The organism is Allobosea sp. Leaf344, assembly GCF_001426225.1.
Taxonomy (GTDB): domain Bacteria; phylum Pseudomonadota; class Alphaproteobacteria; order Rhizobiales; family Beijerinckiaceae; genus Allobosea.
This window is the reverse complement of sequence record NZ_LMRT01000016.1, coordinates 127,762-152,525: the sequence shown is the minus strand read 5'-3', so window position 1 is coordinate 152,525 and position 24,764 is coordinate 127,762. Positions and strand designations below refer to the sequence as shown.

17 protein-coding genes are annotated in these 24,764 nt (G+C 69.2%); 11 read left to right on the top strand and 6 right to left on the bottom strand.

Going from position 1 to position 24,764, the window contains the following annotated elements:
- The first annotated feature begins 8 nt into the window (after positions 1–8).
- Genes ASG72_RS18915 through ASG72_RS18900 form a run of 4 tightly spaced genes read left to right on the top strand, consistent with a single transcriptional unit; the run spans position 9 to position 3,740 of the window.
- A complete protein-coding gene (locus tag ASG72_RS18915) occupies positions 9–971 on the top strand; it encodes a nitronate monooxygenase family protein (RefSeq protein ID WP_056715940.1) in 963 nt (320 codons plus the stop codon).
- 2 nt (positions 972–973) lie between these two features.
- The gene (locus ASG72_RS18910; protein WP_056715937.1) at positions 974–1,714 is read left to right on the top strand and encodes an enoyl-CoA hydratase-related protein; all 741 of its coding nucleotides are present in this window, start codon (positions 974–976) and stop codon (positions 1,712–1,714) included.
- A gap of 8 nt (positions 1,715–1,722) precedes the next feature.
- A complete protein-coding gene (locus ASG72_RS21355; protein WP_056716558.1) occupies positions 1,723–2,544 on the top strand; it encodes an IclR family transcriptional regulator in 822 nt (273 codons plus the stop codon).
- Entirely contained in the window at positions 2,541–3,740 is a 1,200-nt protein-coding gene (locus tag ASG72_RS18900) for a CaiB/BaiF CoA-transferase family protein (protein WP_056715933.1), read from the top strand. The genes ASG72_RS21355 and ASG72_RS18900 overlap by 4 nt, the downstream gene beginning before the upstream one ends.
- On the opposite strand, the gene ASG72_RS18895 is transcribed toward ASG72_RS18900, so the two are convergent.
- From ASG72_RS18895 to ASG72_RS18880, 4 genes are all read right to left on the bottom strand, one after another.
- A complete protein-coding gene (locus tag ASG72_RS18895) occupies positions 3,741–5,240 on the bottom strand; it encodes a tripartite tricarboxylate transporter permease (RefSeq protein ID WP_056715929.1) in 1,500 nt (499 codons plus the stop codon).
- 10 nt (positions 5,241–5,250) lie between these two features.
- Positions 5,251–5,727: a tripartite tricarboxylate transporter TctB family protein gene (locus ASG72_RS18890; protein ID WP_056715926.1), complete on the bottom strand. Its 477-nt coding sequence runs from the start codon at positions 5,725–5,727 to the stop codon at positions 5,251–5,253.
- A gap of 122 nt (positions 5,728–5,849) precedes the next feature.
- A complete protein-coding gene (locus tag ASG72_RS18885) occupies positions 5,850–6,848 on the bottom strand; it encodes a tripartite tricarboxylate transporter substrate binding protein (protein WP_056715924.1) in 999 nt (332 codons plus the stop codon).
- Between the two features lie 126 nt (positions 6,849–6,974).
- Positions 6,975–8,390, bottom strand: coding sequence for a serine protease (locus ASG72_RS18880; protein WP_056715918.1), 1,416 nt, complete (start codon positions 8,388–8,390; stop codon positions 6,975–6,977).
- A 188-nt stretch (positions 8,391–8,578) separates the two neighbouring features.
- Between ASG72_RS18880 and ASG72_RS18875 the strand changes: the two genes are divergently transcribed.
- Both ASG72_RS18875 and pbpC read left to right on the top strand, forming a co-directional pair.
- The gene (locus tag ASG72_RS18875; protein ID WP_056716555.1) at positions 8,579–13,831 is read left to right on the top strand and encodes an alpha-2-macroglobulin; all 5,253 of its coding nucleotides are present in this window, start codon (positions 8,579–8,581) and stop codon (positions 13,829–13,831) included.
- A gap of 4 nt (positions 13,832–13,835) precedes the next feature.
- Positions 13,836–15,929 (top strand): penicillin-binding protein 1C, encoded by a 2,094-nt coding sequence (pbpC, locus tag ASG72_RS18870; protein ID WP_200939978.1) that lies wholly within the window; start codon positions 13,836–13,838, stop codon positions 15,927–15,929.
- Positions 15,930–15,971: 42 nt separating this feature from the next.
- On the opposite strand, the gene ASG72_RS18865 is transcribed toward pbpC, so the two are convergent.
- Together ASG72_RS18865 and ASG72_RS18860 are read right to left on the bottom strand one after the other, a co-directional pair.
- Positions 15,972–19,046, bottom strand: coding sequence for an efflux RND transporter permease subunit (locus tag ASG72_RS18865; protein WP_056715911.1), 3,075 nt, complete (start codon positions 19,044–19,046; stop codon positions 15,972–15,974).
- The gene (locus ASG72_RS18860) at positions 19,043–20,131 is read right to left on the bottom strand and encodes an efflux RND transporter periplasmic adaptor subunit (protein ID WP_056715910.1); all 1,089 of its coding nucleotides are present in this window, start codon (positions 20,129–20,131) and stop codon (positions 19,043–19,045) included. The genes ASG72_RS18865 and ASG72_RS18860 overlap by 4 nt, the downstream gene beginning before the upstream one ends.
- A gap of 216 nt (positions 20,132–20,347) precedes the next feature.
- Between ASG72_RS18860 and ASG72_RS20915 the strand changes: the two genes are divergently transcribed.
- The 5 genes from ASG72_RS20915 (at position 20,348) to phnE (ASG72_RS18835) (ending at position 24,761) form a co-directional block, all read left to right on the top strand.
- On the top strand, positions 20,348–20,920 hold the full coding sequence (locus tag ASG72_RS20915; protein WP_056715909.1) for a TetR/AcrR family transcriptional regulator: 573 nt from the start codon (positions 20,348–20,350) through the stop codon (positions 20,918–20,920).
- Positions 20,921–21,071: 151 nt separating this feature from the next.
- Positions 21,072–21,890, top strand: a complete 819-nt coding sequence (gene phnC / locus ASG72_RS18850; protein WP_082540484.1) for a phosphonate ABC transporter ATP-binding protein — start codon at positions 21,072–21,074, stop codon at positions 21,888–21,890.
- A 58-nt stretch (positions 21,891–21,948) separates the two neighbouring features.
- Entirely contained in the window at positions 21,949–22,866 is a 918-nt protein-coding gene (phnD, locus tag ASG72_RS18845; protein WP_056715908.1) for a phosphonate ABC transporter substrate-binding protein, read from the top strand.
- Positions 22,867–23,028: 162 nt separating this feature from the next.
- Positions 23,029–23,910 (top strand): phosphonate ABC transporter, permease protein PhnE, encoded by an 882-nt coding sequence (phnE, locus tag ASG72_RS18840; protein ID WP_056715906.1) that lies wholly within the window; start codon positions 23,029–23,031, stop codon positions 23,908–23,910.
- Positions 23,907–24,761 (top strand): phosphonate ABC transporter, permease protein PhnE, encoded by an 855-nt coding sequence (gene phnE, locus ASG72_RS18835; RefSeq protein ID WP_056715903.1) that lies wholly within the window; start codon positions 23,907–23,909, stop codon positions 24,759–24,761. Before phnE (ASG72_RS18840) ends, phnE (ASG72_RS18835) begins: the two co-directional genes overlap by 4 nt.
- The last annotated feature ends 3 nt before the right edge of the window (positions 24,762–24,764 follow it).

The following is a 24,764-nucleotide window of genomic DNA, read 5'->3' as shown; positions in this document are numbered from 1 at the left end:
CCGGCGCCATGGCCCTCCCCGCCGCCCTCGCCGACCGGCTGGCCCTGCCCGTCATCGGCTCGCCGATGTTCATCGTCTCCGGGCCGGAGCTGGTCATCGGGCAATGTCTCAACGGCATCGTCGGCTCCTTCCCCGCCTTGAACGCGAGGCCCGCCGAGCAGCTCGACCTCTGGCTGACGCGGATCAGGAGCGAGCTCGCGGCCGCCAGCGCCGCCGAGCCGGGCCGGACGATCGCGCCCTTCGCGGTCAACCAGATCGTCCACGCCTCCAATGACCGGCTGATGCAGGACATGGAGTGCTGCGTCCGCCATCAGGTGCCGATCATCATCACCTCGCTGCGCGCGCCCGATGCTGTCGTCTCCGCCGCGCATTCCTATGGCGGCCTCGTCTTCCACGACGTCACCACGCTGCGCCACGCCGAGAAGGCGCTCGAGGCCGGCGTCGACGGGCTGATCCTGGTCTGCGCCGGAGCCGGCGGCCATGCCGGCACGCTGAGCCCCTTCGCGCTGGTCGGCGAGGTCCGGCGCTTCTATGACGGACCCATCATCCTCTCGGGGGCGATCGCCACCGGTCGCGCTATCCTGGCCGCGCAGGCGATGGGCGCCGACCTCGCCTATATCGGCACCCGCTTCATCGCCACGCAGGAAGCCAATGCGGCGGACGCCTACAAGCGGATGATTCTCGGCGCCGCCGCCAGCGACATCGTCTACACCCCGTTCTTCACCGGCGTCCCCGGCAATTATCTCAAGCCCAGCATCGCTGCCCAGGGGCTCGATCCCGACGCGCTGCCGGAGGCCGACAAGAGCCGGATGAATTTCGGATCCGGCAGCGTCAAGGCCTGGCGCGACATCTGGGGGTCGGGCCAGGGCGTCGGCCTGATCGACGATGCGCCCGCCGTGGCAACCGTGATAAACCGGCTGAAGCGCGAATATGCCGAAGCCAAGGCCGCTCTCTGCGGCGGGGGACCGTGACCATGAGCATCCTGACCGAAACCGTCGCCCCGGGCGTCGTCCAGATCACGATGAACCGGCCCGAGCGCAAGAACGCGCTCGACCGCGCCAGCTATCGCGGCCTGATCGACGCGATCGCGGCGGCCGAGGCCGACGAGACGATCCGCGCCATGGTGATCACCGGCGCCGGCAATTGCTTCACCAGCGGCAACGACATCAAGGATTTCGCCGCCGTGGCGGATTCCGGCCCGCGCATCGCCATGGATTTCCTGACCGCCATCTCCGGCGCGACCAAGCCCGTCCTCGCGGCGGTGGAAGGCTTCGCGGTCGGCATCGGCACCACCATGCTGCTGCATTGCGACCTCGCCTTCGCCGGGAAGGGCGCGAGCTTCCGCATGCCCTTCGTCGCGCTCGGGCTCTGCCCAGAGGGCGCCTCGAGCTACCTGCTGCCGCTCATCGCCGGCACCAAGAAGGCGGCCGAGCTGCTGATGCTCGGCGAGGCCTTCGGCCCTGAGACCGCGCGCGAGGCCGGACTCGTCAACGCCGTCGCCGATGAGGGCAAGGCGCTGGCGCTGGCGCTGGACAAGGCGCGTGCGCTCGCTTCCCTGCCGCCGCAATCGGTGGCGCTGACCAAATCCCTGCTCAAGCGCGCGCATCGCAGCCAGGTCGCGGAAACCATCGCCGAGGAAGGCCGCCTCTTCGGCGAGCGGCTCATCTCGGCCGAGGCGCAGGCCGCCTTCGCCGCCTTCCTGATGAAGCGGTGAGCCTGGCGATGAACCTGCACAGCCCCCGCGACCTGCCGGACACCGAGGCCGACGATCTCGCCGGGCTGAAGGAGGACCGTCATTTCGTCACGGCGCTGGCGCGCGGGCTCGATGTCCTGGCCTGCTTCCGCAAGGGCGAGGAATCGCTCGCCAATTCCGAGATCGCCGCGCGCTGCGGCCTCGCCCGCTCCACCGTGTCGCGGCTGACCTATACGCTGACCAAGCTCGGCTATCTCCACCAGATGCCGCAAAGCGGCGCCTATCGCCTCGGCACGGCTCTGATCGCGCTCGGCTCGACGGCGCTGGCCGGGCTCGACGTGCGCCATCTCGCGCGCCCGGGCATGCGCGAACTCGCCGCCTTCTCCAACGCGACCGTCGGCCTCGGCGTGCGCGACCGGCTCAGCATGCGCTATATCGAATGCGCCCGCGGCGATGTCGCGATCGCGCTCAACATGGACACCGGCTCGCGCCTGTCGATGGCCCGCAGCGCCATGGGCCGCGCCTTCCTCGCCGTCTGCGCGCCGGCCGAGCGCCAGGCCATCCTCGACGACATCCGCTCTGTGGACGACGCCGCCTGGCCACGGCTGCGCGACGGCATCGCCCGGGCGCTGGAGGATTACGCCAGCCATGGCTGCGCCCGCTCCTTCGGCGACTGGCAGCCGACGGTGAGCGCCATCGCCGTCGGCTTCCGGCCGGGCGGCGGCCTGCCGCCGATGTCGCTGAATTGCGGGGCGCCGACGGTGATCCTGCCTCAGGATTTCCTGATGGACGAGGTCCGGCCGCGGCTGATCGCGCTGGCGCGCAGCCTCGAAGGGGTGATGGGCTCGTGAGCGACAGCGACCTGCCGCTCGCCGGCATCAGGGTTCTCGATCTCTCCCGCATCCTCGCCGGGCCCTGGTGCGGCCAGGTCCTGGCCGATCTCGGCGCCGAGGTGGTCAAGGTCGAGCATCCCGGCCGCGGCGACGACACGCGCGACTGGGGCATGCGGCTGGGCGAGCGCAACACCTGCTACTTCAACGCGGTGAACCGCAACAAGCGCTCGATCGGGATCGATCTCGGCCAGCCCGAAGGCCTCGCCATCGTGCGCGAGCTGGCGGCGCAGAGCGACGTCCTGATCCAGAACTTCAAGACGGGCGGCGCCGACAAGCTCGGCCTCGGCTACGATGCGCTGAGCGCGCTCAACCCCGGGCTGATCTATTGCTCCGTGGCGGGCTACGACTCCCGCGGCCCGGAAGCTGCGCGCCCCGGATACGACCTCGTCATCCAGGGCGAGTCCGGGCTGATGATGATGAACGGCAATGACGACCAGCCGCCGCTGAAATTCGGCGTCGCCATCGTCGATCTCTTCACCGGCCAATTCGCCGCCCAGGCGATCCTGGCCGCGCTGGTGCAGCGTGGCCGCACCGGCCGTGGCAAGCATGTCGAGCTCGCCCTCTTCGATGGCGGCCTGTCCGTCACCTCCTATTACGGGCTCGAGGCTTTGGCCCTCGGGCGGGATCCGCCGCGCTATGGCAATGCCCACCCCTCCATCGTGCCCTATGGCGTCTTCGATGCGGCCGATGGCCCGCTCGTCATCACCGTCGGCAACAACGCCCAGTTCGACCGCTTCTGCCGGCATGTCATCGACCGGCCGGACCTCGCCGACGAGCCCGCCTACGCCACCAATCTCGAGCGGACGCGCCGCCGCGATACCCTGCTGCCGATCATCCTGGCGGAACTGCGGGCCCGGCCCCGCGCGCTCCTCCTGGAGAGGCTGGCGCGGCACGGCATCCCCTGCGGCGAGGTGCTCGGCCTGAATGCGGCGCTGACCTCGCAGCGGGCGGCGCAGGCGGGCATGGTCTCGCGGGATCCGGCCCAGGCGCAGGCGCCCGATCTGCTGGCCCCGCCCTATCGGCTGGATGGTGAGCGGGCGCCGCTGCGCCGCCGCCCGCCGGGGCTCGGAGAGCACAGCGACGAGGTGCTGGCGGAGCTCGGCCTGGCGCCCGAGCGCATCGCTGCGCTCAGGCGTTCGGGCATCGTCGGCTGATCAGACCGGGGCAGGCGCCGCGCGGCGCCCGATCGGCAGGGCCCGCCAGATCATCAGCGCCCAGAGCAGCAATGTCGCCACGCCGAGGATGCCGGCGATCGGGCGGTTCAGGAAGCCGATGAAGGATCCGTCGGATTTGATCATCGAGCTCATGAAGTTCTGCTCCAGCATCTCGCCCAGCACCAGGCCGAGGATCAGCGGCGCGACGGGCACGCCATGCTCCTCGAGCAGCCAGCCGAACACCCCCATCACCACCATCAGCACGATGCCGTAGAGCGAGTTGGTCATCGCGAACGAGCCCACCATGCAGAAGATCAGGATGACCGGCAGCAGCACGTTGCGCGGCACCCGCAGGATCTGCTTGGCGGATTTGATGGCCGCCCAGCCGAGCGGGAACATCAGCAGATTGGCGAGGATGAAGATGATGAACACCGCATAGATCAGCTCCGGCGTCTGCAGGAAGACGCTGGGGCCGGGGTTCATGCCCTTCATGTAGAGCACGCCGATGACGATGGCGGTGATGGAATCGCCGGGAATGCCGAAGACCAGCGCCGGGATCCAGGCGCCGCCCAGCGCCGAGTTGTTGGCCGAGGTCGAATCCACGATCCCCTCGATATGCCCGGTGCCGAATTTCTCCGGCTCCTTCGAGGTCTTCTTGGAGACCGCATAGGAGACCCAGGCGGCGATGTCGGCACCGGCACCCGGCAAAGCACCGATCACGGTGCCGATCACCGATCCGCGCAGGAAGTTGAACCAGTATTTCCTGAACACGGCCCCGACGCCGGTCATCAGGTTGCCGACGGCCTGGGCGATGATGTGGCCGCCCTTCTCCATCGTCACGGCGCCGCGCAGCAGCTCCGACACGGCGAACATGCCGATCAGCGTCGGGATGAAGTTGATGCCGGAGAGAAGATCGACATTGCCGAAGGTGAAGCGCGGCTGCCCGGCGGCTGGGTCGATGCCGATGCAGCCGATCGCCAGCCCAATGAACAGCGACAAAAGCCCCTTGATCGGGTCGCCCGTGCCGATGAACACCGCGCAGGTCAGGCCGAGGCAGGCCAGCCAGAAATACTCGAAGGAGGAGAAGTTGATCGCGACCTCGGCCAGGGCCGGCGCCAGCACGATCAGGATCAGGACGCCGAAGATTCCGCCGAGCACAGAGAAGACGAGGTTGACGCCCATGCACAGATCGAGCTGACCCTTCTTGGTCATCTCGTAGCTCTCATCGGCATAGGCGGCGGAGGCCGGCGTGCCCGGCATGCGCAGCATGGCGGCGGGGATGTCGCCGGCGAAGATCGCCATGGCGGTCGCGGTGACGATCGCGCCGAGGGCCGGCACCGGGGCCATGAAGAAGGTCACCGGCACCAGCAGCGCCGTCGCCATGGTGGCTGTCAGCCCGGGCATGGCACCGACGAACATGCCGAAGATCGCCGAGCCCATGATCACGGCCAGGACATAGGGGTCGAAGACCAGGCCGAAGGCGGTGGAGATCGCTGTCATCGGGGCCTCCTCAGAGCACGCTGTCGAGGATGCCGCGTGGCAGGGGCACGCGCATCAGATTGCCGAAGAAATATTGCACGGCGATCGTCATGCCGACCGCGACCAGCACCGCCGTCACCGGGCGCACGCCGAACCACAGGAACAGCACGAGCTGGATCAGGAAGGCGGACGGAATGAAGCCGAGCGGCTCGGAGGCGAGGAGATAGAACACCATCGCTCCGAGCATCAGCGCGAAGGAAGCGACGCGGCGCGGCTCCCGGGTCCAGCCCGCCAGCTCGAGCCAGGGGTCGCCGATCTCGCGCCGCGCCTTCCAGCCCCGCATGATCAGCAGCGCCGAGCACAGGATGATGCCGCCGGCGATGATGCGCGGGAACAGGCTCGGCCCGTATTTCTGCCCGGGAAAGGGCGGAAAGGTGAAGGTGAGGGCGATCATCACGCCAGCCAGCAGCATGAAGACGGCGCCGACGATCGCATCGTTGAAACGCATGATGGTGAACCTGGGGCGGTGGCGCGGGAGGCGGCGGATCGGGCTCACGCCGCATGGCAGAGGAAACATCGGAGCGGAGGCGGCAGCCGGTCGGCGGCCGCCTCCGATGACTGATGCGCGGCTCAGGCCTTCTTGGCGAGGCCCGCCGCCGACATGGCCGAGCCCATGGCCTTGTCGCCTTCGGCCATGAAGGTCGTGAAGCCGGCCTGGTCGGCGAATTTCATGCCGAAGCCGCGCGCGTTCATGAAGTCCTTGAATTCCTTGGACTCATAGGCCTTCTTCAGCTCGGCCATCAGGGTCGCCTGGATCTCGGCGGGCAGCCCCTTGGGCCCGGCGATGCCGCGCCAGGCGCCGACGGAGTAGTTGATGCCGAGCGTCTCGTTCAGCGTCGGCACGTCCTTGAACATCGGGTTGCGCTCGCTCGCCATGATGGCCAGCGCCTTGGCCTTGCCGGCGTCCAGCATGGCGCGCGCTTCCGGCACCGAGCAGGTGACGATGTCGATGCCGCCGGCGGCGAGATCCTGCATCGCCGGGGCCGCGCCGTTGGACGGCGCCCAGGCGACATGGTTCGGCTTCAGGCCCATGGCCTGCAGCCAGCCGATCAGAGCGAGATGCCAGATGCCGCCCTGGCCGGTGCCCGACGCCTTGAACTTGCCTTCCGGCGCGGCCTTGATCGCGTCGGCCAGCGCCTTGACGTCCTTGTAGGGCGAGTCGGCCTTGACCTGCACGCCCGGCGGATCCTCGTTCATCAGCGCCAGCGGGGTGTAGCTGGTCGGGTTGAGCTCGGTCAGCCCCTGATGATGCATCATGGTGATTTCCACCGTGATCATGCCGATGGTGTAGCCGTCCGGCGCCGCCGTCGCGATGGCGGAATGGCCGACCACACCCGAGCCGCCGGTCCGGTTCACGACGTTGAAGGGCTGTCCCAGGCTCTTCTCGAGCAGGGCCGCGATGATGCGCGCCGTCGCATCGGTGCCGCCGCCGGCACCCCAGGGGCACACCAGCGTCACCGGGCGGCTCGGCCATTTCGCCTGGCCGAGAGCCGGGCTGGCGATCAGCCCCGCCGCGCCGGCTGCCGCAGCGCCCTTGAGTACACTGCGCCTGTCGATCGAATTGCTCATGGTGGTTTCCTCTACCTAATCGATTTAACTCTGGCCGCTCCTCACCGCGCAGGCGGGGCTTCCTTGGCTACGCCGGCATCTGAGCCGATTGTCGCGACCGATACAACTGCTGTTTACGAACAGTCCTTACAGTCCGCAGCTCACCTGCAAGACGCCGGGACCGAGCTTCTGCACCAGCGCGCCGGTGCTCAGCACATCGGTTGCGACCGGATCGGATGCGGGGCCGGGCGTGCCGAGCGCCGGCCGCAGCTCTTTCGCGGCGAGCAGCGCATAGGCGCGCTGCGGCGCGATGCCGGCGACCAGCAGCCGGTCGGATGGATTATCCGCCACGATGCCGACCAGCCGTCCCTGCCGGTCGAAGGCCGGTGCGCCGGCCTGCCCCGGCTGCAGCGGTGCCAGCACGGAGAGCCCCTCCCCCGCGCGCCTCGCAATGCCCGGCAGCGCGACGGCGCTGCGTCGGCCCGCCTCCTCGGCATAGGCAAGCAGCAGGAGCGGCTCGGCATCGGCCGGGACCTCCTCGCGCAGGCTCGCCACCGGCCGCCCGCCCTGGATCTCGAGCAGCGCCAGCCTGTCCCCGGCGATCCTGCCGCGCAGCCGCGCCGGCCGGCCCGCCACCTGCAGGCTCCTGCAGGCCTCGAGCCCCGTGCCGGAGGTGACGGCGAGCGTCTCCGACAGAGCCGTCGCGACGCCGTAGCGCTCTGTGGGGCGCGCCGGTGCGATCGGGATCGGGCGGGCGGGGCCTGCGACCGCCGGTCCGGTGACCGGAGCCGCGCCCGTCGGAAACGGCTCGAAGCTGCTGGCGACGGCGATCACCAGCCTGTCGACGCTCTCCGAAAGCGCCCTGTCATAGCCGATCGAGAAGCCGCGGAGCCCCTGCGACCCCAGCGCCAGCCGGCGGTAGAACTTGCCGGTCGGGGTCTCGCCGCTGACCACGAAGAAATCCGGTCGCAGCAGCTTGTAGGTGATCTTCCGGCTCGGGATATTCGGGTTCGCCGCCGTCGCCTTGGCGAAGATCGCCTCCAGCGGCTCCGCCGCCGGTGTCGCCGTGACGTCGAGGGTGATCCGCCCGTCCTGGCTCTGCCAGCGGCTGCTGCCCGCCGGCGTGACCTCGTATTTCGGCAGGACGCGCTCGGGAACGCCGATCCGCACCCCGGTGCGCTGATCGTTCACCAGCTTGAAGCCGACCGCGTCGCGCGCCGCCCGCGCCGCCTCGTTCAGCGCCTGCCGCTCGGACGGCGACAGCACACCATCGGCCGGGCCGCGCCCGCTCTTGGCCTGGTTGATCGCCCGGAAGGTCAGCGGGCCATAGCCGCCGGTGGCGGCGCTGCTGAGCAGCCCCACCCAGATCAGATCGGTCTGGATCGCCTTGCGCTCGGCCTCCGGCAGGCTCTCGAACGCCGCCTGCGCCGCCGCCAGCTGCGGATTGGGCGCCTGGGCCATGGCCGCGGCGGCGAACATCAGCCACCCCGCCAGGACGAGCGCCCCCCGGCCCAGCCTGTGACGCCGCGTCGCCTCGCCGCCGATCCCGATCCCGCACACCATCGCCGCCTCCTGCCGTCGCCCGGCATTGAGCGCCAGAACCGGCGGCGCTGCAACAGCTGGTCGGAGCCTCGGTGCACAACCTTTCGCATTGCGCCGGCCCGCACCGGTGCTAGCCTGCGCGGCAGCGCGTGGGCCCCTCCTGCACCGCTTGCGGCGGGTGCGGCGGATCGCCCGGAGGACAGTTGATCATGAGCCTGCTCGCCCGTCTCGCCCTCGGTCTCGGCCTCGTTCTGGCGAGCCATCCCGCTCTGGCCCAGAAGGCCTATATCCGCAACGATCTCGCGGCGGACGGACAGCGCCTCGAGGAGCGGCTGAAGCGCGAGGTCACGACCGGCGGCCGCCCGGCCGCGACGGCCCTGCGCGACGGCCTCGCCGCGCTGGCCCGGGGCGATGCGCGCGCCGCCCTGCCGCAGGCCAACGCCGCCGTCGTCGCCGATCCCGCCAGCGCGGCCGCCTGGCGGCTGATGGCGAGCGCCGCGAACGCGATCGAGCCGCGCGATTATCGCGAGCGCTGGGAATTGCGCGAGCGCGCCATCTCCGCCGCCTATCTCGCCTATGCGCGGGCGCAGACCCGGCCGGAGGAGGCGCTCTCCCTCGGCGTGCTGGCCCGCACCTTCCAGAAGAACGAGCTCTGGCGCCCGGCCCTGACTACCTACCGGCTAAGCCTCGACATCGCCGACAACGCCTCGCTGCGGAGCGCCTATGAGGAGCTGCGGGCCCAGCGCGGCTTCCGCCTCATCTCCAACAAGGTCGATGCCGACGCCGCTTCGCCGCGCGCCTGTTTCGAGTTCTCCGAGCCCCTGGCCCGCGGCCGCGTCGATTTCGCGCCCTATGTCGCGATCTCCGGCGGCCGCGGCGATTTCGCGGTCAGCGCCGAGGACCGCCAGATCTGCGTCGACGGCCTGCGCCATGGCGAGCGTTACGCCTTCGTCATCCGGCAGGGCGTGCCTTCCGCTTTGCCCGACGAGACGCTGCTGAAATCGGCCGATTACGAGATCTATGTCCGCGACCGCACGCCGACCGTCCGCTTCACCGGCAAGAACTACGTGCTGCCGCGCACCGGCCAGCAGGGCATCCCGGTCGTCTCGGTGAATGCCGACCGGCTGGAACTGGAGGTGATGCGGATCGGCGATCGCAATCTGATCAACTCCGTCCATTCCGAGGATTTCCTCAGCCAGCTCGGCTCCTACGCCGCCCGCCAGATCGCCAGCGACAAGGGCGCCAGCGTCTGGACCGGATCGATGGAGGTGAAGCCGGAGCTCAATAAGGACGTGGTCACCGCCTTCCCGGTGATCGAGGCGGTCGGGCGGCTGCAGCCGGGCGTCTATGTGCTCTTCGCCAAGCCCGCCGGCGGCCGCGCGGCTCCCGCGCCGAGCGATGGCGACGCCGATTACGACGACGGCACCACCCGCGCCACCCAATGGTTCGTCGTCTCCGATCTCGGCCTCACCGCCTTCTCCGGGCCGGACGGCGTGCATGTACTGGTCCGCTCGCTGGCCGATGCGGCGCCGGTCGCCAATGCCGAATTGCGGCTGGTCGCGCGCAACAACGAGGTTCTCGCGACCGTCCGCAGCGACGGCAACGGCCATGCCCGCTTCGATGCGGCGCTGGGCAAGGGCCAGGGCGGCAATGCGCCGGGGCTGGTCACGGCCCTGCTCGGCGAGGATTACGGTTTCCTCGACCTGAAGCAGACCGCCTTCGATCTCTCGGATCGCGGGGTCAAGGGCCGCGTCGCGCCGGCCGGGCTGGACGCTTATCTCTACACCGAGCGCGGCGTCTACCGCTCCGGCGAGACGGTCTATCTCACCAGCCTGCTGCGCGACGCCCGGGGCGCGGCCGTCTCGGGCCTGCCCTTGACGATCGCGGTGAAACGGCCGGACGGCGTGGAATATCGCCGCCGCCAGGTCGAGGATCAGGGCGCGGGCGGGCGCGCCCATGCGATCCCACTGATCGGCGGCGCCCAGACCGGCACCTGGCGGATCCAGGCCTATGCCGATCCGAAGGGACCCGCCATCGGCGAGGCGACCTTCCTCGTCGAGGATTACGTCCCCGAAAAGCTCGAATTGACGCTGGCGCCGAAGACACCGGTGCTGCAGGCGGGCGAACCCGCGCAGCTCGACGTCACCGCCCGCTATCTCTATGGCGCCCCCGGCTCCGAGCTCGACGTCACCGGCTCGATGACCATCCGTGCCGCCGGCCAGAGCGCCATTCCGGGCTTCGCCGGCTATCAGGTCGGGCTCGGCGACGAGGAATTCCAGCCGGTCCAGAGCGATTTCGAGGAGAGCGCCACCACCGATGCGGCCGGCAAGGCCACCATCGTCACCCCCGTGCAGCAGGCCGAGACCAACCGCCCGCTCGAGGTCGAGCTGACGGTGCGGGTCGGCGAGCCGGGCGGGCGCGCCATCGCCCGCTCCGTCACCCTGCCGATCGTGCCGAAGGGCGCGGCGATCGGCGTGCGCAAGGCCTTCCGCGACGGCGAACTCGGCAATGGCCAGACCGCCCGTTTCGACGTGATCATGGCGACGGGCGACGGCCGGCGGCTGGCGCGGCCCGGGGTGAAATGGACGCTGTCGAAGATCACCCGGAACTATCAATGGTTCTTCCAGGATGGGCGCTGGAATTACGAAGGCGTCAAATCCACCCGCCGCGTCGCCGATGGCGAGATCGCCGTCGCCGCCAACGCGCCCGCCACCATCCAGGCGCCGGTGCAATGGGGCAATTACCGGCTGGACGTCGCCGCGGACGGCCCCGACGCCACCGAAACCTCGGTCAGCTTCACCGTCGGCTACGAGACCGACAAGACGGCCGATGCGCCGGATGTGCTGGACGTCGCCCTGGACAAACAGGCCTATGCCGAGGGCGAGAGCCTGCAGGTCAGGCTCGCACCGCGCTTCGCCGGCAAGGCGACGCTCGTGGTGATCAGCGACCGCGTCAACGAGATCCGCACCATCGAGGTGGCGGAAGGCGGCGCGACCGCATCGATCCCGGGCAAGGCCGAATGGGGCGCCAGCGCCTATCTGGTCGTGCTCGCGCACCGGCCGATGGACGCGGCCGCGCAGCGCGCGCCCGGCCGGGCGATCGGCCTGACCTGGTTCGCGATCGGCCAGGAGAAGCGCAGTCTGGCGCTCGATCTCGGCGCGCCGAACCTGGTGCGCCCGCTCTCGACGCTGTCGCTGCCGATCAAGGTGACAGGGGCGCAGCCGGGCGAAGATGCGTTCGTCACCGTCGCGGCGGTCGATGTCGGCATCCTCAACCTCACCCGCTACGAGAGCCCCAATCCCAGCCAGTTCTTCTTCGGCCAGCGCCAGCTCGGCCATGAGCTGCGCGACCTCTACGGCTATCTCATCGACGGCATGCAGGGCGTGCGCGGCGCGATCCGCACCGGCGGCGACGGCGCGGCCCCGCTGGCCGGCGAAAAGCCGACGCAGGAGCCGGTGGCGCGCTATTCCGGCGTGGTGAAGCTCGGCGCCGACGGCACCGCCAGGGTCTCCTTCGATCTGCCGGCGTTCAACGGCACGGTGCGGGTGATGGCCGTCGCCTGGACGTCGGGCCGCACCGGCCAGGCCAGCGCCGACGTGATCGTGCGCGACCAGATCGTGGCGCAGGCGACGCTGCCGCGCTTCCTCGCCATCGGCGACCAGTCCCGCTTCCACCTCGCCATCGACAATGTCGAGGGACCGGCGGGCGCCTACACCGTCGATCTCGACATTCGTGGCCCGGTGCTGGTGGCGGCGGATGCGACCCGGCGCACCCTCCAGCTCGCGGCCGGCGCCAAGAGCCAGATGACCATTCCGGTGACCGCGGCAGGGCTCGGACGCGCGGAATTCGACGTGCGCATCACCGGCCCCGGCGGCATCGGCACCAGCCAGAACCTGGCCGTGCGGGTGCAGCCCTCCGCCGGGACCATCGCCCGCCGCATCGTCCGGCCCATTCCGGGCAATGGCGGCGCAGTCACGGTCTCCGCCGATCTCCTCGCCGATCTCGTCCCCGGATCGGGGCAGGTCTCGGTTTCCGTCTCGCCGCTGGCGGCGCTGGATGTCCCGGCTTTGCTCAAGGCGCTCGACCGCTACCCCTATGGCTGCACCGAGCAGACGGTGAGCCGCGCCTTGCCGCTGCTGCACGTCAACCGGCTGGCCTCGCTCGAGAATCTGGCGCTGGACGGGGATGCCGACGAGCGCGTCAATGCCGCGATCGAGCGGGTGCTGTCGCGCCAGGGCGCCAACGGCTCCTTCGGGCTGTGGAGCGTCGGCGGCGAGGATCTCTGGCTCGACGCCTTCGTCACCGACTTCCTGACGCGAGCGCGCGAGCGCCAGTTCGCCGTGCCGCAGATCGCCTTCAACCTGGCGCTGGACCGGCTGCGCAACCAGGTCGTCAACACCAGCGAGATCGTCAAGGAAGAGGCGGCCGGCATGGCTTATGCGCTCTATGTGCTGGCCCGCAACGGCCGGCCCGTGATGGGCGATCTGCGCTATCTCGCCGACAACAAGCTGGCCGAATTCGGCACACCGCTGGCCCGCGGGCAGATAGGGGCCGCGCTGTCGCTGCTGGGCGACCGCAGCCGCGGCCGCGCCGCCTTCGCCAGCGCGCTGGCCGGCCTGCAGGAGAGCCGCGACGACGGCCTGTCGCGGCCCGATTACGGCTCGCGCCTGCGTGACGGCTCCGGCATCCTCGCGCTGATCGCGGAGAGCAATGGCGAGCGCGCCGATCTCGCCCGCGCCGCCGCGATCGTCGACAACGCGCGCAACGCCGCGCGCTTCACCTCCACCCAGGAGCAGATGTGGATGGTGGTGGCGGCGCAGGCCATGGCGAAGGACGCCGAGGGCATGACGCTGACGGTCGACGGCGCCGAGCGGAAGGGCCCGCTCTATCGCACCCTCGCGGCCGCGGCGCTCGAGGCGAAGCCGCTCACCATCGCCAATCCCGGGGCCGCGGCGGCCCAGGCCGTGATCACCGTCTCGGGCATCCCGACCGCGGCGGAACCGGCGCTGAACCAGGGCTTCGGGCTGGAACGGGTGATCTACACGATGAAGGGCGAGCGCGCCGATCCGTCCCGCCTGCGCCAGAACGAGCGCTACGTGGTGGCCCTCACCGTCACCGAGGCGGCGGCGCGCTTCGGCCGGCTGCTGCTGGTCGACCCGGTTCCGGCCGGGCTGGAGATCGAGAACGCCAATCTCACCGAAGGCGCCTCCGTGGCCGGGCTGGACTGGCTGAAGCAGGAGGTGACGCCGGTGCATACCGAGGCGCGCGACGACCGCTATGTCGCGGCCTTCGAGCGCAACGGCAGCCAGGACCAGAAGCCCGCCTTCACCATCGCCTATATCGCCCGTGCCGTCTCGCCCGGCCGCTATGTCCAGCCCGCGGCGGTGATCGAGGACATGTACCGGCCCGACCGCTATGGCCGCACCGCTTTCGGCACGGTCGACATCAGCTCGGCGCGGTGAGGCGATGAGCGGCCGGGGCACGGGCCGGCGCTGGTTCGGCACCGCGGCCGCCACGGCGCTGGTGCTCGGCCTCGGCCTGGCGGCGGCGCTCTGGCATTACGAACGGTCGCTGCCGCCGCTCGATCTCGCCGCGGCCGGCGACCGCTCCACCGTCGTGCTCGATCGCGAGGGCCGGCTGCTGCGGCCTTTCCTCACCGCGGATGGCCGCTGGAAACTCCCGGTCGGCACCGGCGACGTCGATCCGCGCTATCTCGCCATGCTCAAGGCCTATGAGGACCGGCGCTTCGACCGGCATTCCGGCATCGACCCGCTCGGCCTCGCCCGCGCCGCCTGGCAGATGGCGGTCAATGGCCGCATCGTCTCCGGCGGCTCGACGCTCAGCATGCAGGTGGCCCGGCTGCTGGAGCCGCGCGAGGAGCGTTCGCTCGCCGCCAAGCTGCGCCAGGCGGTGCGGGCCGTGCAGCTGGAGAGCCGCCTCGGCAAGACCGGCATCCTCGATCTCTATCTCTCGCTCGCGCCCTATGGGGGCAATCTCGAAGGGGTGCGCGCGGCGAGCTTCGCCTGGTTCGGCAAGGAGCCGAAGCGGCTCTCCACCGCCGAGGCCGCGCTGCTCGTGGCCCTGCCGCAGGCGCCGGAGACGCGCCGGCCCGACCGCTTCCCGGACGCCGCCCGCCAGGCGCGCGAGCGGGTGCTCGCCCGGGTCGCGGCCGCGGGGCTCGCCACCCCGGCCGAGGTCGCCGCGGCGCGGGACGAGCCGATCCCCACCGCGCGCCGGCCCTTCCCCCATCTCGCGCCGCATCTGGCCGAACAGATGGTGGCGGAGGCGCCGTCGCAACGCAGCCACCGGCTCGCCATCGACGCGCGGCTGCAGGCCAATCTGGAGAATCTGGCGCGCGAGCGCAGCATCGGGCTGCATCCCCAGCTCTCGATCGCCATGCTGGCGGTGGACAATGACAGCGGCGAGATCCGCGCCTCGGTCGGCGGCGTCGATTATTTCGCCAGCGAGCGGGCCGGAGCGCTCGATCTCACCCGCGCCCTGCGCTCGCCCGGCTCGGCGCTGAAGCCCTTCATCTACGCGCTCGCCTTCGACAATGGCATCGCCCATCCCGAGACCATGCTGGAGGACCGGCCGGCGCGCTACGGCATCTACGTGCCCGAGAATTTCGACATGAGCTTCCAGGGCATGGTCAGCGCGCGCAAGGCGCTGCAGCTCTCCCTGAACGTGCCCTCCGTCGAATTGCTCTCGGCGCTCGGCCCGCAGCGCTTCCTGTCGCGCCTGCGCGATACCGGCATCGGCATCGCCCTGCCGAAGGAGGGCGGCGCGCCCGGCCTCGCCATCGGGCTCGGCGGGCTCGGCATCACCCTGGCCGATCTGACGCGGCTATATGTCGGGCTGGCGCGCGGCGGCGACATGCTGCCGCTGGCGGTGAAGCCGGGCGCCGCCGCGGAGGAGCCGAGGCCCCGCCTCGTCGATCCGGTCGCCGCCTGGTACGTCGCCGACACGCTGCTCGGCGCGCCGCCGCCGCTGAACGCGCAGCCGGGAAAGATCGCCTACAAGACCGGCACATCCTATGGCTATCGCGACGCCTGGGCCGTCGGCTTCGACCGAAGGCACACCATCGGCATCTGGGTCGGCCGCGCCGATAACGGCGCCGTTCCGGGCCTGGTCGGCCGCAGCGTCGCGGCGCCGATCCTGTTCGACGCCTTCGCCAGGCTCGGCCACGACCCCCGCCCCTTCCCGCAGCCGGCCGACGCCATCGTCGCGACGGTGGCGCAGCTTCCGCCGCCGCTGCGGCATCTGCGCCAGGACGTCCCCAAGACGGTGGCCGCAATGGCGGCTCCCGGGCTCAAGCTGGCCTTCCCGCCGGCCGGGGCCAAGATCGATCTCGCCGCCTCGGCTCTGGCCGGTCGCAGCGAGCTCAACCTGAAGGTCGCGGGCGGCGCACCGCCCTTCACCTGGCTGGTCGACGGCGCCCCCGTGCTGCCGCCGACGCGCCGGCGCGAAAGCGCCTGGCAACCGCCGGGCAAGGGTTTCGTCCGGATCTCGGTGATCGACGCGGCCGGCGCCAGCGAAAGCGTCGAGGTCTGGCTGCAATAGCGCCGGCACCCACCCCGAGGCCGCGTCGCCGCGGCCGCCTCCTCACTCCGCCGGATGCATCGCCGGCAGCGGCTTGTCCGCATGCACCGCCCGCTGCTTGCGGGCGAGGTAGGTATAGGCGACCGGCACGACATAGAGCGTGAGCAGCGTGCCGAAGGTCATGCCGCCGACGATCACCCAGCCGATCTGCGCGCGGCTCTCGGCGCCGGCGCCGCTCGCCAGCGCCAGCGGCACCGCGCCCAGCACCATCGCGCCCGTGGTCATCAGGATCGGGCGCAGGCGCAGTTCGGCCGCCGCGACCAGCGCCTCGACCATCTCCTTGCCTTCCTCCCGAAGCTGGTTGGTGAATTCCAGGATCAGGATGCCGTGCTTGGTGATCAGGCCGACGAGCGTGATCAGCCCGATCTGGCTGTAGACGTTCATCGTGCCCCCGGCGAAATACAGTGCCGCTAGCGCCCCGGTGAGGGAGAGCGGCACCGAAACCATGATCACGATCGGGTCGATGAAGCTCTCGAACTGCGCCGCCAGCACGAGATAGATGAAGCCCAGCGCCAGCAGGAAGACGAGCGCGATCGACGAGCCGGACTGCTTGAACTCGCGGCTCTGGCCGGAATAGTCGATCTGCACCGTGGCCGGCAGCACGCGCTTGGCCTCCGCTTCCAGCACGGCCAGCGCATCGCCGAGCGAATAGCCGGGCGCGGGCACGGCGGTGATCGTGGCCGAACGCAGCTGGTTGAAGCGGATCAGCTCCTTGGGCGCCACGCCCTCCTCGACCTTCACCAGGCTCGACAGCTGCACCGTGGCGCCGCCGCGGCCGACCAGATAGATCGTCTGCAGCGCCTGCGGCGTGTTGCGATCCTCGCCCGCGACCTGGATGACGACGTCGTATTGTTCGCCGTTCATGTTGAAGCGGGTGACCTGGCGGCCGCCGAGCAGCGTTTCCATGGTGCGGCCGATGACGTCGATATTCACTCCGAGATCGGCGGCGCGCTGCCGGTCGATCGTCACCTTGATCTGCGGCTTGTCGAGGATGAGGTTGGATTCGACGTTGGTCAGCGCGGGATTGCCCTGCACCGCGCCGATCAGCTGGTCGACATAGCCCTTGATCTGCTCATAGGGCTCCGCCGAGCGCAGCACGAACTCGACCGGCCGCGAGCTGGCGCCGCCGCCGCCGAGCGAAGGCGGGTTGGTGGCGAAGAGCCGGATGCCGGGGATCTGCGACAGGCCGCGATTGATGTCGGCGACGATGTCCTGCTGCTTGCGCTCGCGCTGTTCCCAGGGCTTCAGCCGCGCGAAGGCGATGGCGCGGGTCACGTCGGGGAAGCCGACGATGACGAGATAGGTGTCGACCTCCTGCACCTTGCTGAAATAATCCTCGATGCGGCGCGCGTAATCGGCGGTGAAGGCCAGCGTCGCCCCCTCCGGCGCCACGCCGATGGCGGTGATCGTGCCGCGATCCTCGACCGGCGCCAGTTCCGAGCGCAGATGGGTGAAGAAGTAATAGCTGCCGCCGGCGACGCCGATGGCGAGCAGCACGATCAGCGGGCGCACCCGCAACGCGCCGCGCAGCGAGGCGCGATAGCCGCGCGACAGCGCGTCGAAGCCGCGCTCCAGCAGATTGTAGAGCCAGCTGTGCTTCTCGCTGTGCCGGAGCAGCTTGGCGCACATCATCGGCGTCAGCGTCAGCGCGACGAAGCCCGAGACCAGCACCGCCCCGGCCAGGGTCAGCGCGAATTCGATGAAGAGCTTGCCGGTCCGCCCGGTCGAAAACGCCATCGGCGCGTAGACGGCGACCAGCGTCAGCGTCATCGCCACCACGGCGAAGGCGATCTCCTTGATGCCGCGCACCGAGGCCGCCGTCGGCTCCATGCCGTCCTCGATATGGCGGTGGATGTTCTCCAGCACCACGATGGCGTCGTCGACGACGAGGCCGATAGCCAGCACCATCGAGAGCAGCGTCAGCGTGTTGACCGAGAATCCCAGCGCATACATCAGCGAGAAGGCGCCGATCAGCGAGACCGGGATGGTGACCAGCGGGATCAGGGTCGCGCGGAAGGAGCGCAGGAAGATGAAGATGATCAGCACGACCAGCACGATGGCTTCGGCGATCGTGGTGTAGACGGCCTTGATCGAGCGGTCGATGAAGATCGAGCTGTCATAGGACATGGCCAGGCGCATGCCGTCGGGCAGATCCTCGGTGATCTCGGGCAGCGCCGCGCGGATGCCGGCGGAGACGTCGAGCGGATTGGCGGTGGCCTGCTTGACGATGCCGATCGTCACCGAGGACTGGCCGCTGAACCAGGCGGCGTTGCGCTCCGCCAGCGCGCCGAGCTCGACCCGCGCGACGTCGCGCAGCTTGATCGCGAAGCCGTTGGCGTCCTTGATCACGATCTGCTGGAACTGCTCCGGCGTCGTCAGCCCGGTCTGCGAGAGCACCGTGAATTCGCGGTTGTTGCTCTCGATGCGGCCGGAGGGAATCTCGACGTTCTGCGCGCGGATCGCCGCCTCGATCTCCTGCACCGTGATGTTGTAGGCCGACATCCGCGCCCGATCGAGCCAGACGCGCATCGCATAGCGCCGCTCGCCGCGGATCTGCACCTCGGCGACGCCGGTGATGTTCTGGACGCGGTCGGTGATGAAGCGGTCGGCGAAATCGGTCAGCTCGAGCGGGTTGTGCTGCGAGCTGGTCAGCGACATGAAGATGATCGGCTGCGCGTCCGCCTCGACCTTGGCGATGATCGGTTCGTCGATCTCGCTCGGCATGCGGCCGCGGACGCGGCTGGCGCGGTCGCGCACATCCGAGGCCGCGACGTCGGGATCGACGTCGGGCCGGAAGCGCACGGTGATGTTGCTCTGTTCCTGGCGGCTGGTCGAGTTGATGATCTCGATGCCTTCGATCCCGGCGATCGAGTTCTCGAGGATCTGCGTGACCTGCGTCTCGATGATCTCGGCGCTGGCGCCGGTATAGACGGTTCGCACCGAGACGGTCGGCTCGTCGATATTGGGATATTCGCGGACGCTGAGCCGCGTATAGGACACCGCGCCGATCAGCACGACGAGCAGGCTGAGGACGGTGGAGAGGACCGGCCGGCGGACGAAGAGTTCGAACAGGCTCATCGCACGGCGCTCGTCTGGACGGGCTTCTCCTTGATCGCGACGGTCGCGCCGTCGCGCAGCCGCATCTGCCCGGCGGTCACGATCTGCATCCCGGAGGTCAGGCCCTTCACCACCTCGACCTTGCCCGGCAGCCGCTTGCCGATCTCGACCGAGACGCGCTTGGCCTTCCCGTTCTCCACGACATAGACCATCTTGCCGACGCCGTCGGGCATCACCGCCGTCTCCGGCACGACCATGGCGTTCTCGCGCTGGTCGACCTGGATCACGATGCGGGCGAAGAGCCCGGGCTTCAGCGCCAGATCGGCATTGGGCACGCTGGCGCGCAGGCGGATCGCCCGGCCGTTGATGTCGACCACCGGATCGATGGCGAAGATGCGACCCTCGAATTCCCGCCCGGCCAGCGCATCGACCTTGATGCTGATCGCCTGGCCGACCTTGACCCGCGACAGGAAGATCTCGGGCACGCGGAAATCCACCTTGATCGGATCGATATTGGTCAAGGTGACCAGCGTCTTGCCGCCGGCGACGAAATCCCCGACGCTGACCGAGCGCAGGCCGACGACGCCGTCGAACGGCGCCCTGATCGTGGATTGGGCGAGCTTGGCCTGGGCCAGCTGCACGCGCGCCTCGGCGGAAGCCAGCTTGGCGGTCGCCTCGTCCAGCGCGACCTGGGTGCCGACCCCGCGCTGGCTCAGCGAGCGGTTGCGCTCGAAGGTGTCGCGGGCCAGGCCGAGATCCGCCTGCAGCTGCTTCAGCTCGGCGTCGAGGATCGCGGTGTCGAGCTTGACGAGCTCCTGCCCCTTCTTGACGCGGTCGCCTTCCTTGAAGCCGAGCGCCACGACGCGCCCCGCGATCTCCGGCGCGATCACCACGGATTCGTCGGCGGCGAGCGTGCCGAGCGCCTCGACCTCCTCATTCACCGTCATCAGCTCGACCTTGCCGACTTCGACCGGAACGCCGGCGCGCTGGGCCGGTGCCGTATTGGCCCGTGCCTGCTGCGCACCCTGCTTCTGATGCAGCGTGAAGGCATAGTACCCGCCGCCGGCGAGTCCGGCGAGCACGAGGAGGAGAAGGAACCGCTTCATCGGGCTGGACGCTCCGCTTTCGCATCACTAGATTGGACTGGACGGTCCAGTTTGATAGATTCCCATATGGGCGGAAGCATGACCCGATCAACCTCGCACACGCAGATGTCAGCGCGCCCGGATGCTGGGCGGAGTCCGGCCCGAAGCCCTGGCCAGATACGTAATGCAAAAGCCCTGCCGTCGGATAGGCCCCGCCCTGCAAAACAACGGGCCATCGTGAAGGCCGCCTCGGAGATCTTCCTGGCGGAAGGCTTCGAGCGTGCGAGCCTGGACCAGATCGCGCAGCGGGCCGGCGTGTCGAAGCAGACCATATACAGCCACTTCGCCGACAAGCAGGGATTGTTCAGGGCGATCTGTACGGAACTGACCGAAAAACTGACGATCCCGCTGCGAACCCCCGCCAATACCGAGGCCAGCCTGGAGGATCTCCTGCTGCAGCTGGCGGAGGATGTGCAGGCGATGATGTGCGAGCCGGCCTCGCTCGAACTGCATCGGCTGCTGCTGACCGCGGTGGCGCGCGTCCCGGAGCTCGGCCAGACCGCCTATCAGGCCGGGGCGAGCCGCATGCTGGACGAGCTCTCGGAGCTGCTGGTGCAGCGTTCACGAGTTGGTGAAGCCGGGCTCTCCGCGCTGGCGCCGGCGCGGGCCCGTCGCCTGGCCGAGCAGTTCATCGGCATGATCGGCGGCTTCCACCAGCGCCGCGCTCTGCTGGGCATAGCGCCCATGGACCGCGCCGAACGCCGCCTCTACACCCGCGAATGCGTGGAGATGATCCTCCGCTCGGCCTGAGGCGACCCGCCGGCTGTCAACACAGCGTCATCCCGATGTCACCGCCCTGTCATGCAGGGCTTCTAGCGCTTCCGCACAGACGTGAGCGCTTCCGGACGGCATCTCGCCTTGTCGGTGCGCGCGCATCACCACCGCAAGCGGGACCGACCTCATGCTTCGCATCGAAGGCCTGACCAAGTGCTTCGGCGACAAGCCGGCCGTGGACAACGTCTCCCTCTCCATCCCGAAGGGCGAGATGGTCGGCATCATCGGCCGCTCGGGAGCCGGCAAATCCACCTTGCTGCGGATGATCAACCGCCTGTCGGACCCGAGCGAGGGCAGGATCCTCTCGGGTGACCGCGACGTCACCAGGCTGAGGGGCGCCAGCCTGCGCGCCTGGCGCCGCGACACGGCGATGATCTTCCAGCAGTTCAACCTGGTCGGCCGGCTCGACGTGCTGACCAATGTCCTGCTCGGCCGCCTCAACCATCGCGCGGCGGCGCTGACCCTGGTCAAGAGCTTCTCGCAGGACGACAAGATCCGCGCCATCGCCGCCCTGGAGAGGCTCGACATGGGCGCCTATCTCGCGCAGCGCGCCGAGACCCTCTCCGGCGGCCAGCAGCAGCGCGTCGCCATCGCCCGGGCGCTGGTGCAGGAGCCCAGCATCATCCTCGCCGACGAGCCGATCGCCTCGCTCGATCCGCGCAACACCCAGGTGGTGATGGACGCCCTGTTCCGGATCAACCGGGAGGACGGGATCACCGTCATCTGCAATCTCCACCATCTCGATATCGCGGCGAAATATTGCGACCGGCTGATCGGCATGGCCGCCGGCAGGATCGTCTTCGACGGAGCCCCGCACGAGCTGACCGCGGAGGTCGCGAGCGAGCTCTACGGGATCGAGGCCAAGGATGCCGGCGCCGAGGCGCTGCAGCATCTCCAGGCCATCGCCCAAGAAGAGGCGCAGCGCGCCAAGCAGAGCGCCGCCTGACCGGCCCACGACGAGCCTTCGCCTTTCGCTTCAATCCTTCACCCTCAGGAGCACCTCCATGCTGACCCGCCGCCACACGCTCGCGCTCGCCGCGACCGGCCTCGCCGCCACGCTCACCGCCCCGGCCATCGCCCAGGACTGGAAGGCGAAATATCCCGAGCTGGTCTTCGCCATCATCCCGGCGGAGAACGCCTCCGGCGTGGTCGAGCGCTACACCCCCTTCGTGACCTATCTCGCCAAGGAGCTCGGCACCAAGGTGACGCTCCGCATCGCCAGCGACTACGCCGCCCTGATCGAGGGCCAGCGCGCCGGCAACATCCATATCGGCATGTATGGCCCGGCCTCTTTCGCCCGCGCCCTGATGACCGGCGCCAAGATCGACGCCTTCGCGATCGAGACCAATCTCGACGGGACCAAGGGCTATTATTCCGTCTTCTACGTGAAGAAGGATTCGCCCTATCAGAAGATCGAGGATCTCAAGGGCAAGAATCTCGGCCTCGTCGATCCCAACTCCACCTCCGGCAATAATGTGCCGCGCTTCGTTCTCGACGGCATGAAGATCGACCCCGAGACCTTCTTCTCCAAGGTCGTCTATGCCGGCAGCCATGAGAACGCGATCATCGCGCTCGGCCAAGGCACGGTCGATGTCGCCGCCAATTGGTGGAACGACGAGCAGGAATCGAACCTGCTGCGCATGGCCCGCAAGAACATGGCCAAGCCGGATGATTTCCGCATCATCTACAAATCCGCGCAGATCGTGAATTCGCCGATGGCCTATCTCAGCGAACTGCCGGCCGACCTCAAGACCAAGATCCGCGACGCGGTCCTGAACCTCTCGACCCGGGACAAGGCCGCCTTCGACAAGATCTACGAGGGCAAGCAGGGCCCGCTCCAAGCCGTCGACAACAAGGCCTATGAGCCGATCATCGAGCTCAACAAATTCGTCGACGCCCTGCGCAAGAAGAAGTCCTCCTGAGGCGCTCGCCCTCGGCCGTCATGGTCGGGCCCGGCCCGACCATTAAACGCGCGCCCAGTGACGCACGGCACCCCCGGGCGGGGGTTCCTGTCCCGGAGCGTGCGCCTGACGGAACCGGCCGGTCGCATGGCGATCGGCCCGCTCCGCCACGAAAGATCAGCCATGACCCTCGCGATCGACCGCAACGACCCGGCCATTCGCGCCCATCAGGCGCGCTATGCCGCCGCCATGGCCACCAAGCGTCGGCAGACGCTGATCGGCGCGGCGGTGCTGGCGCTGCTGATCTGGCTCGCCGCCATCGGCTCCGAGGTCGATCTCGAGAAATTCGCCGCCAATGCCTGGCGTTTCCCCAAATACATCCTCGAGACCGTGCCGGTGCTGCGCTGGCAGAGCCTCGGCGCGGATTTCGCGGAATGGTATTGGGGCTGGAAGGGCTGGCTGAAGCTGCTCTGGCAGACCATCCTGATCGCCTATGTCGGCACTCTGCTCGGCGCGGTCGGCGGCTTCCTGCTCTGCTTCGTCGCCGCCGCCAATCTCGGCAGCAATGGCTGGCTGCGCTTCGCCACCCGCCGCTATCTCGAATTCTGCCGCACCGTTCCGGAGATCGTCTTCGCGCTGATCTTCGTGATCGCCTTCGGCCTGGGGCCGCTGCCCGGTGTCCTCGCCATCGCCATCCACACCACCGGCGCGATGGGCAAGCTCTTCTCCGAAGTCGTCGAGAACATCGACATGAAGCCGGTCGACGGCCTGGTCGCGACCGGCGCCAGCTGGTGGCAGGTCATCCGCTTCGCCGTGGTGCCGCAGGTGCTGTCGAACTTCGCCAGCTACGCGCTGCTCCGGTTCGAGATCAATGTCCGCGGCGCCTCGATCATGGGCTTCGTCGGGGCCGGCGGCATCGGCCAGGATCTGATCGAGGCCATCCGCAAATTCTACTTCACCGACATCAGCGCGATCCTGCTGCTCATCATCGCGACGGTGATGCTGATCGACTATGGCACCGAGCGCCTGCGCCATGCGCTGATCAGCCTGGAGCATCAACGATGAGCCTCGCCCTCACCGCCGCCCAGCGCAGCGACCTGCTGGCGCGGCACCGCGCCGTCATCGACGGCTCGCTGCGCCGCAAACTGGCCACCGCCGCGATCCTCGTCCTGCTCCTCGGCCTCTTCGTCTATGGGCTGTCGACGCTCGAGATCTCGCCGGGGCGCATCATCGCGGGGTTCGGCAATCTCGGCACCTTCATCGTGCTGATGCTCCCGCCCGATCCGGGCTCCCTCGCGCGCGCCCTGCTCTTCGTCAAGGCGCTGTTCGAGACCATCGCCATCGCCTTTCTCGGCACGATCCTGGCCGCGATCCTCGCCTTTCCGCTGGGTTTCATCGCGGCTCGCAACGTCGTCGCCAACCGCATCGTGCATTTCTTCGCCCGCCGCTCCCTCGATTCGATCCGCGGCGTCGACGCGCTGATCTGGGCGCTGATCTGGGTGAATGTCGTCGGCCTCGGTCCCTTCGCCGGAATGCTGGCCATCATGACCAGCGATCTCGGCGCCTTCGGCAAGCTCTATTCCGAAGCGATCGAGGCGTCCGACCGCAAGCCGGTCGAAGGTGTCACCTCGATGGGCGGCGGCCGGTTCCAGCAGATCCGCTTCGGGCTGATCCCGCAGGTGCTGCCGGTGATCGCCAGCCAGGTGCTGTACTACATCGAATCCAACACCCGCTCCTCCACCATCATCGGCATCGTCGGGGCCGGCGGCATCGGGCTCTATCTCTCGGAGACGATCCGCACGCTGGAATGGCAGCAGGTCTCCTTCCTGATCCTGCTGATCCTCGCCGCGGTCACGGTGATCGATTTCATCTCCAGCCGGCTGCGTTTCGCGATCATCGGCAGGCGCGCGATCTGACGA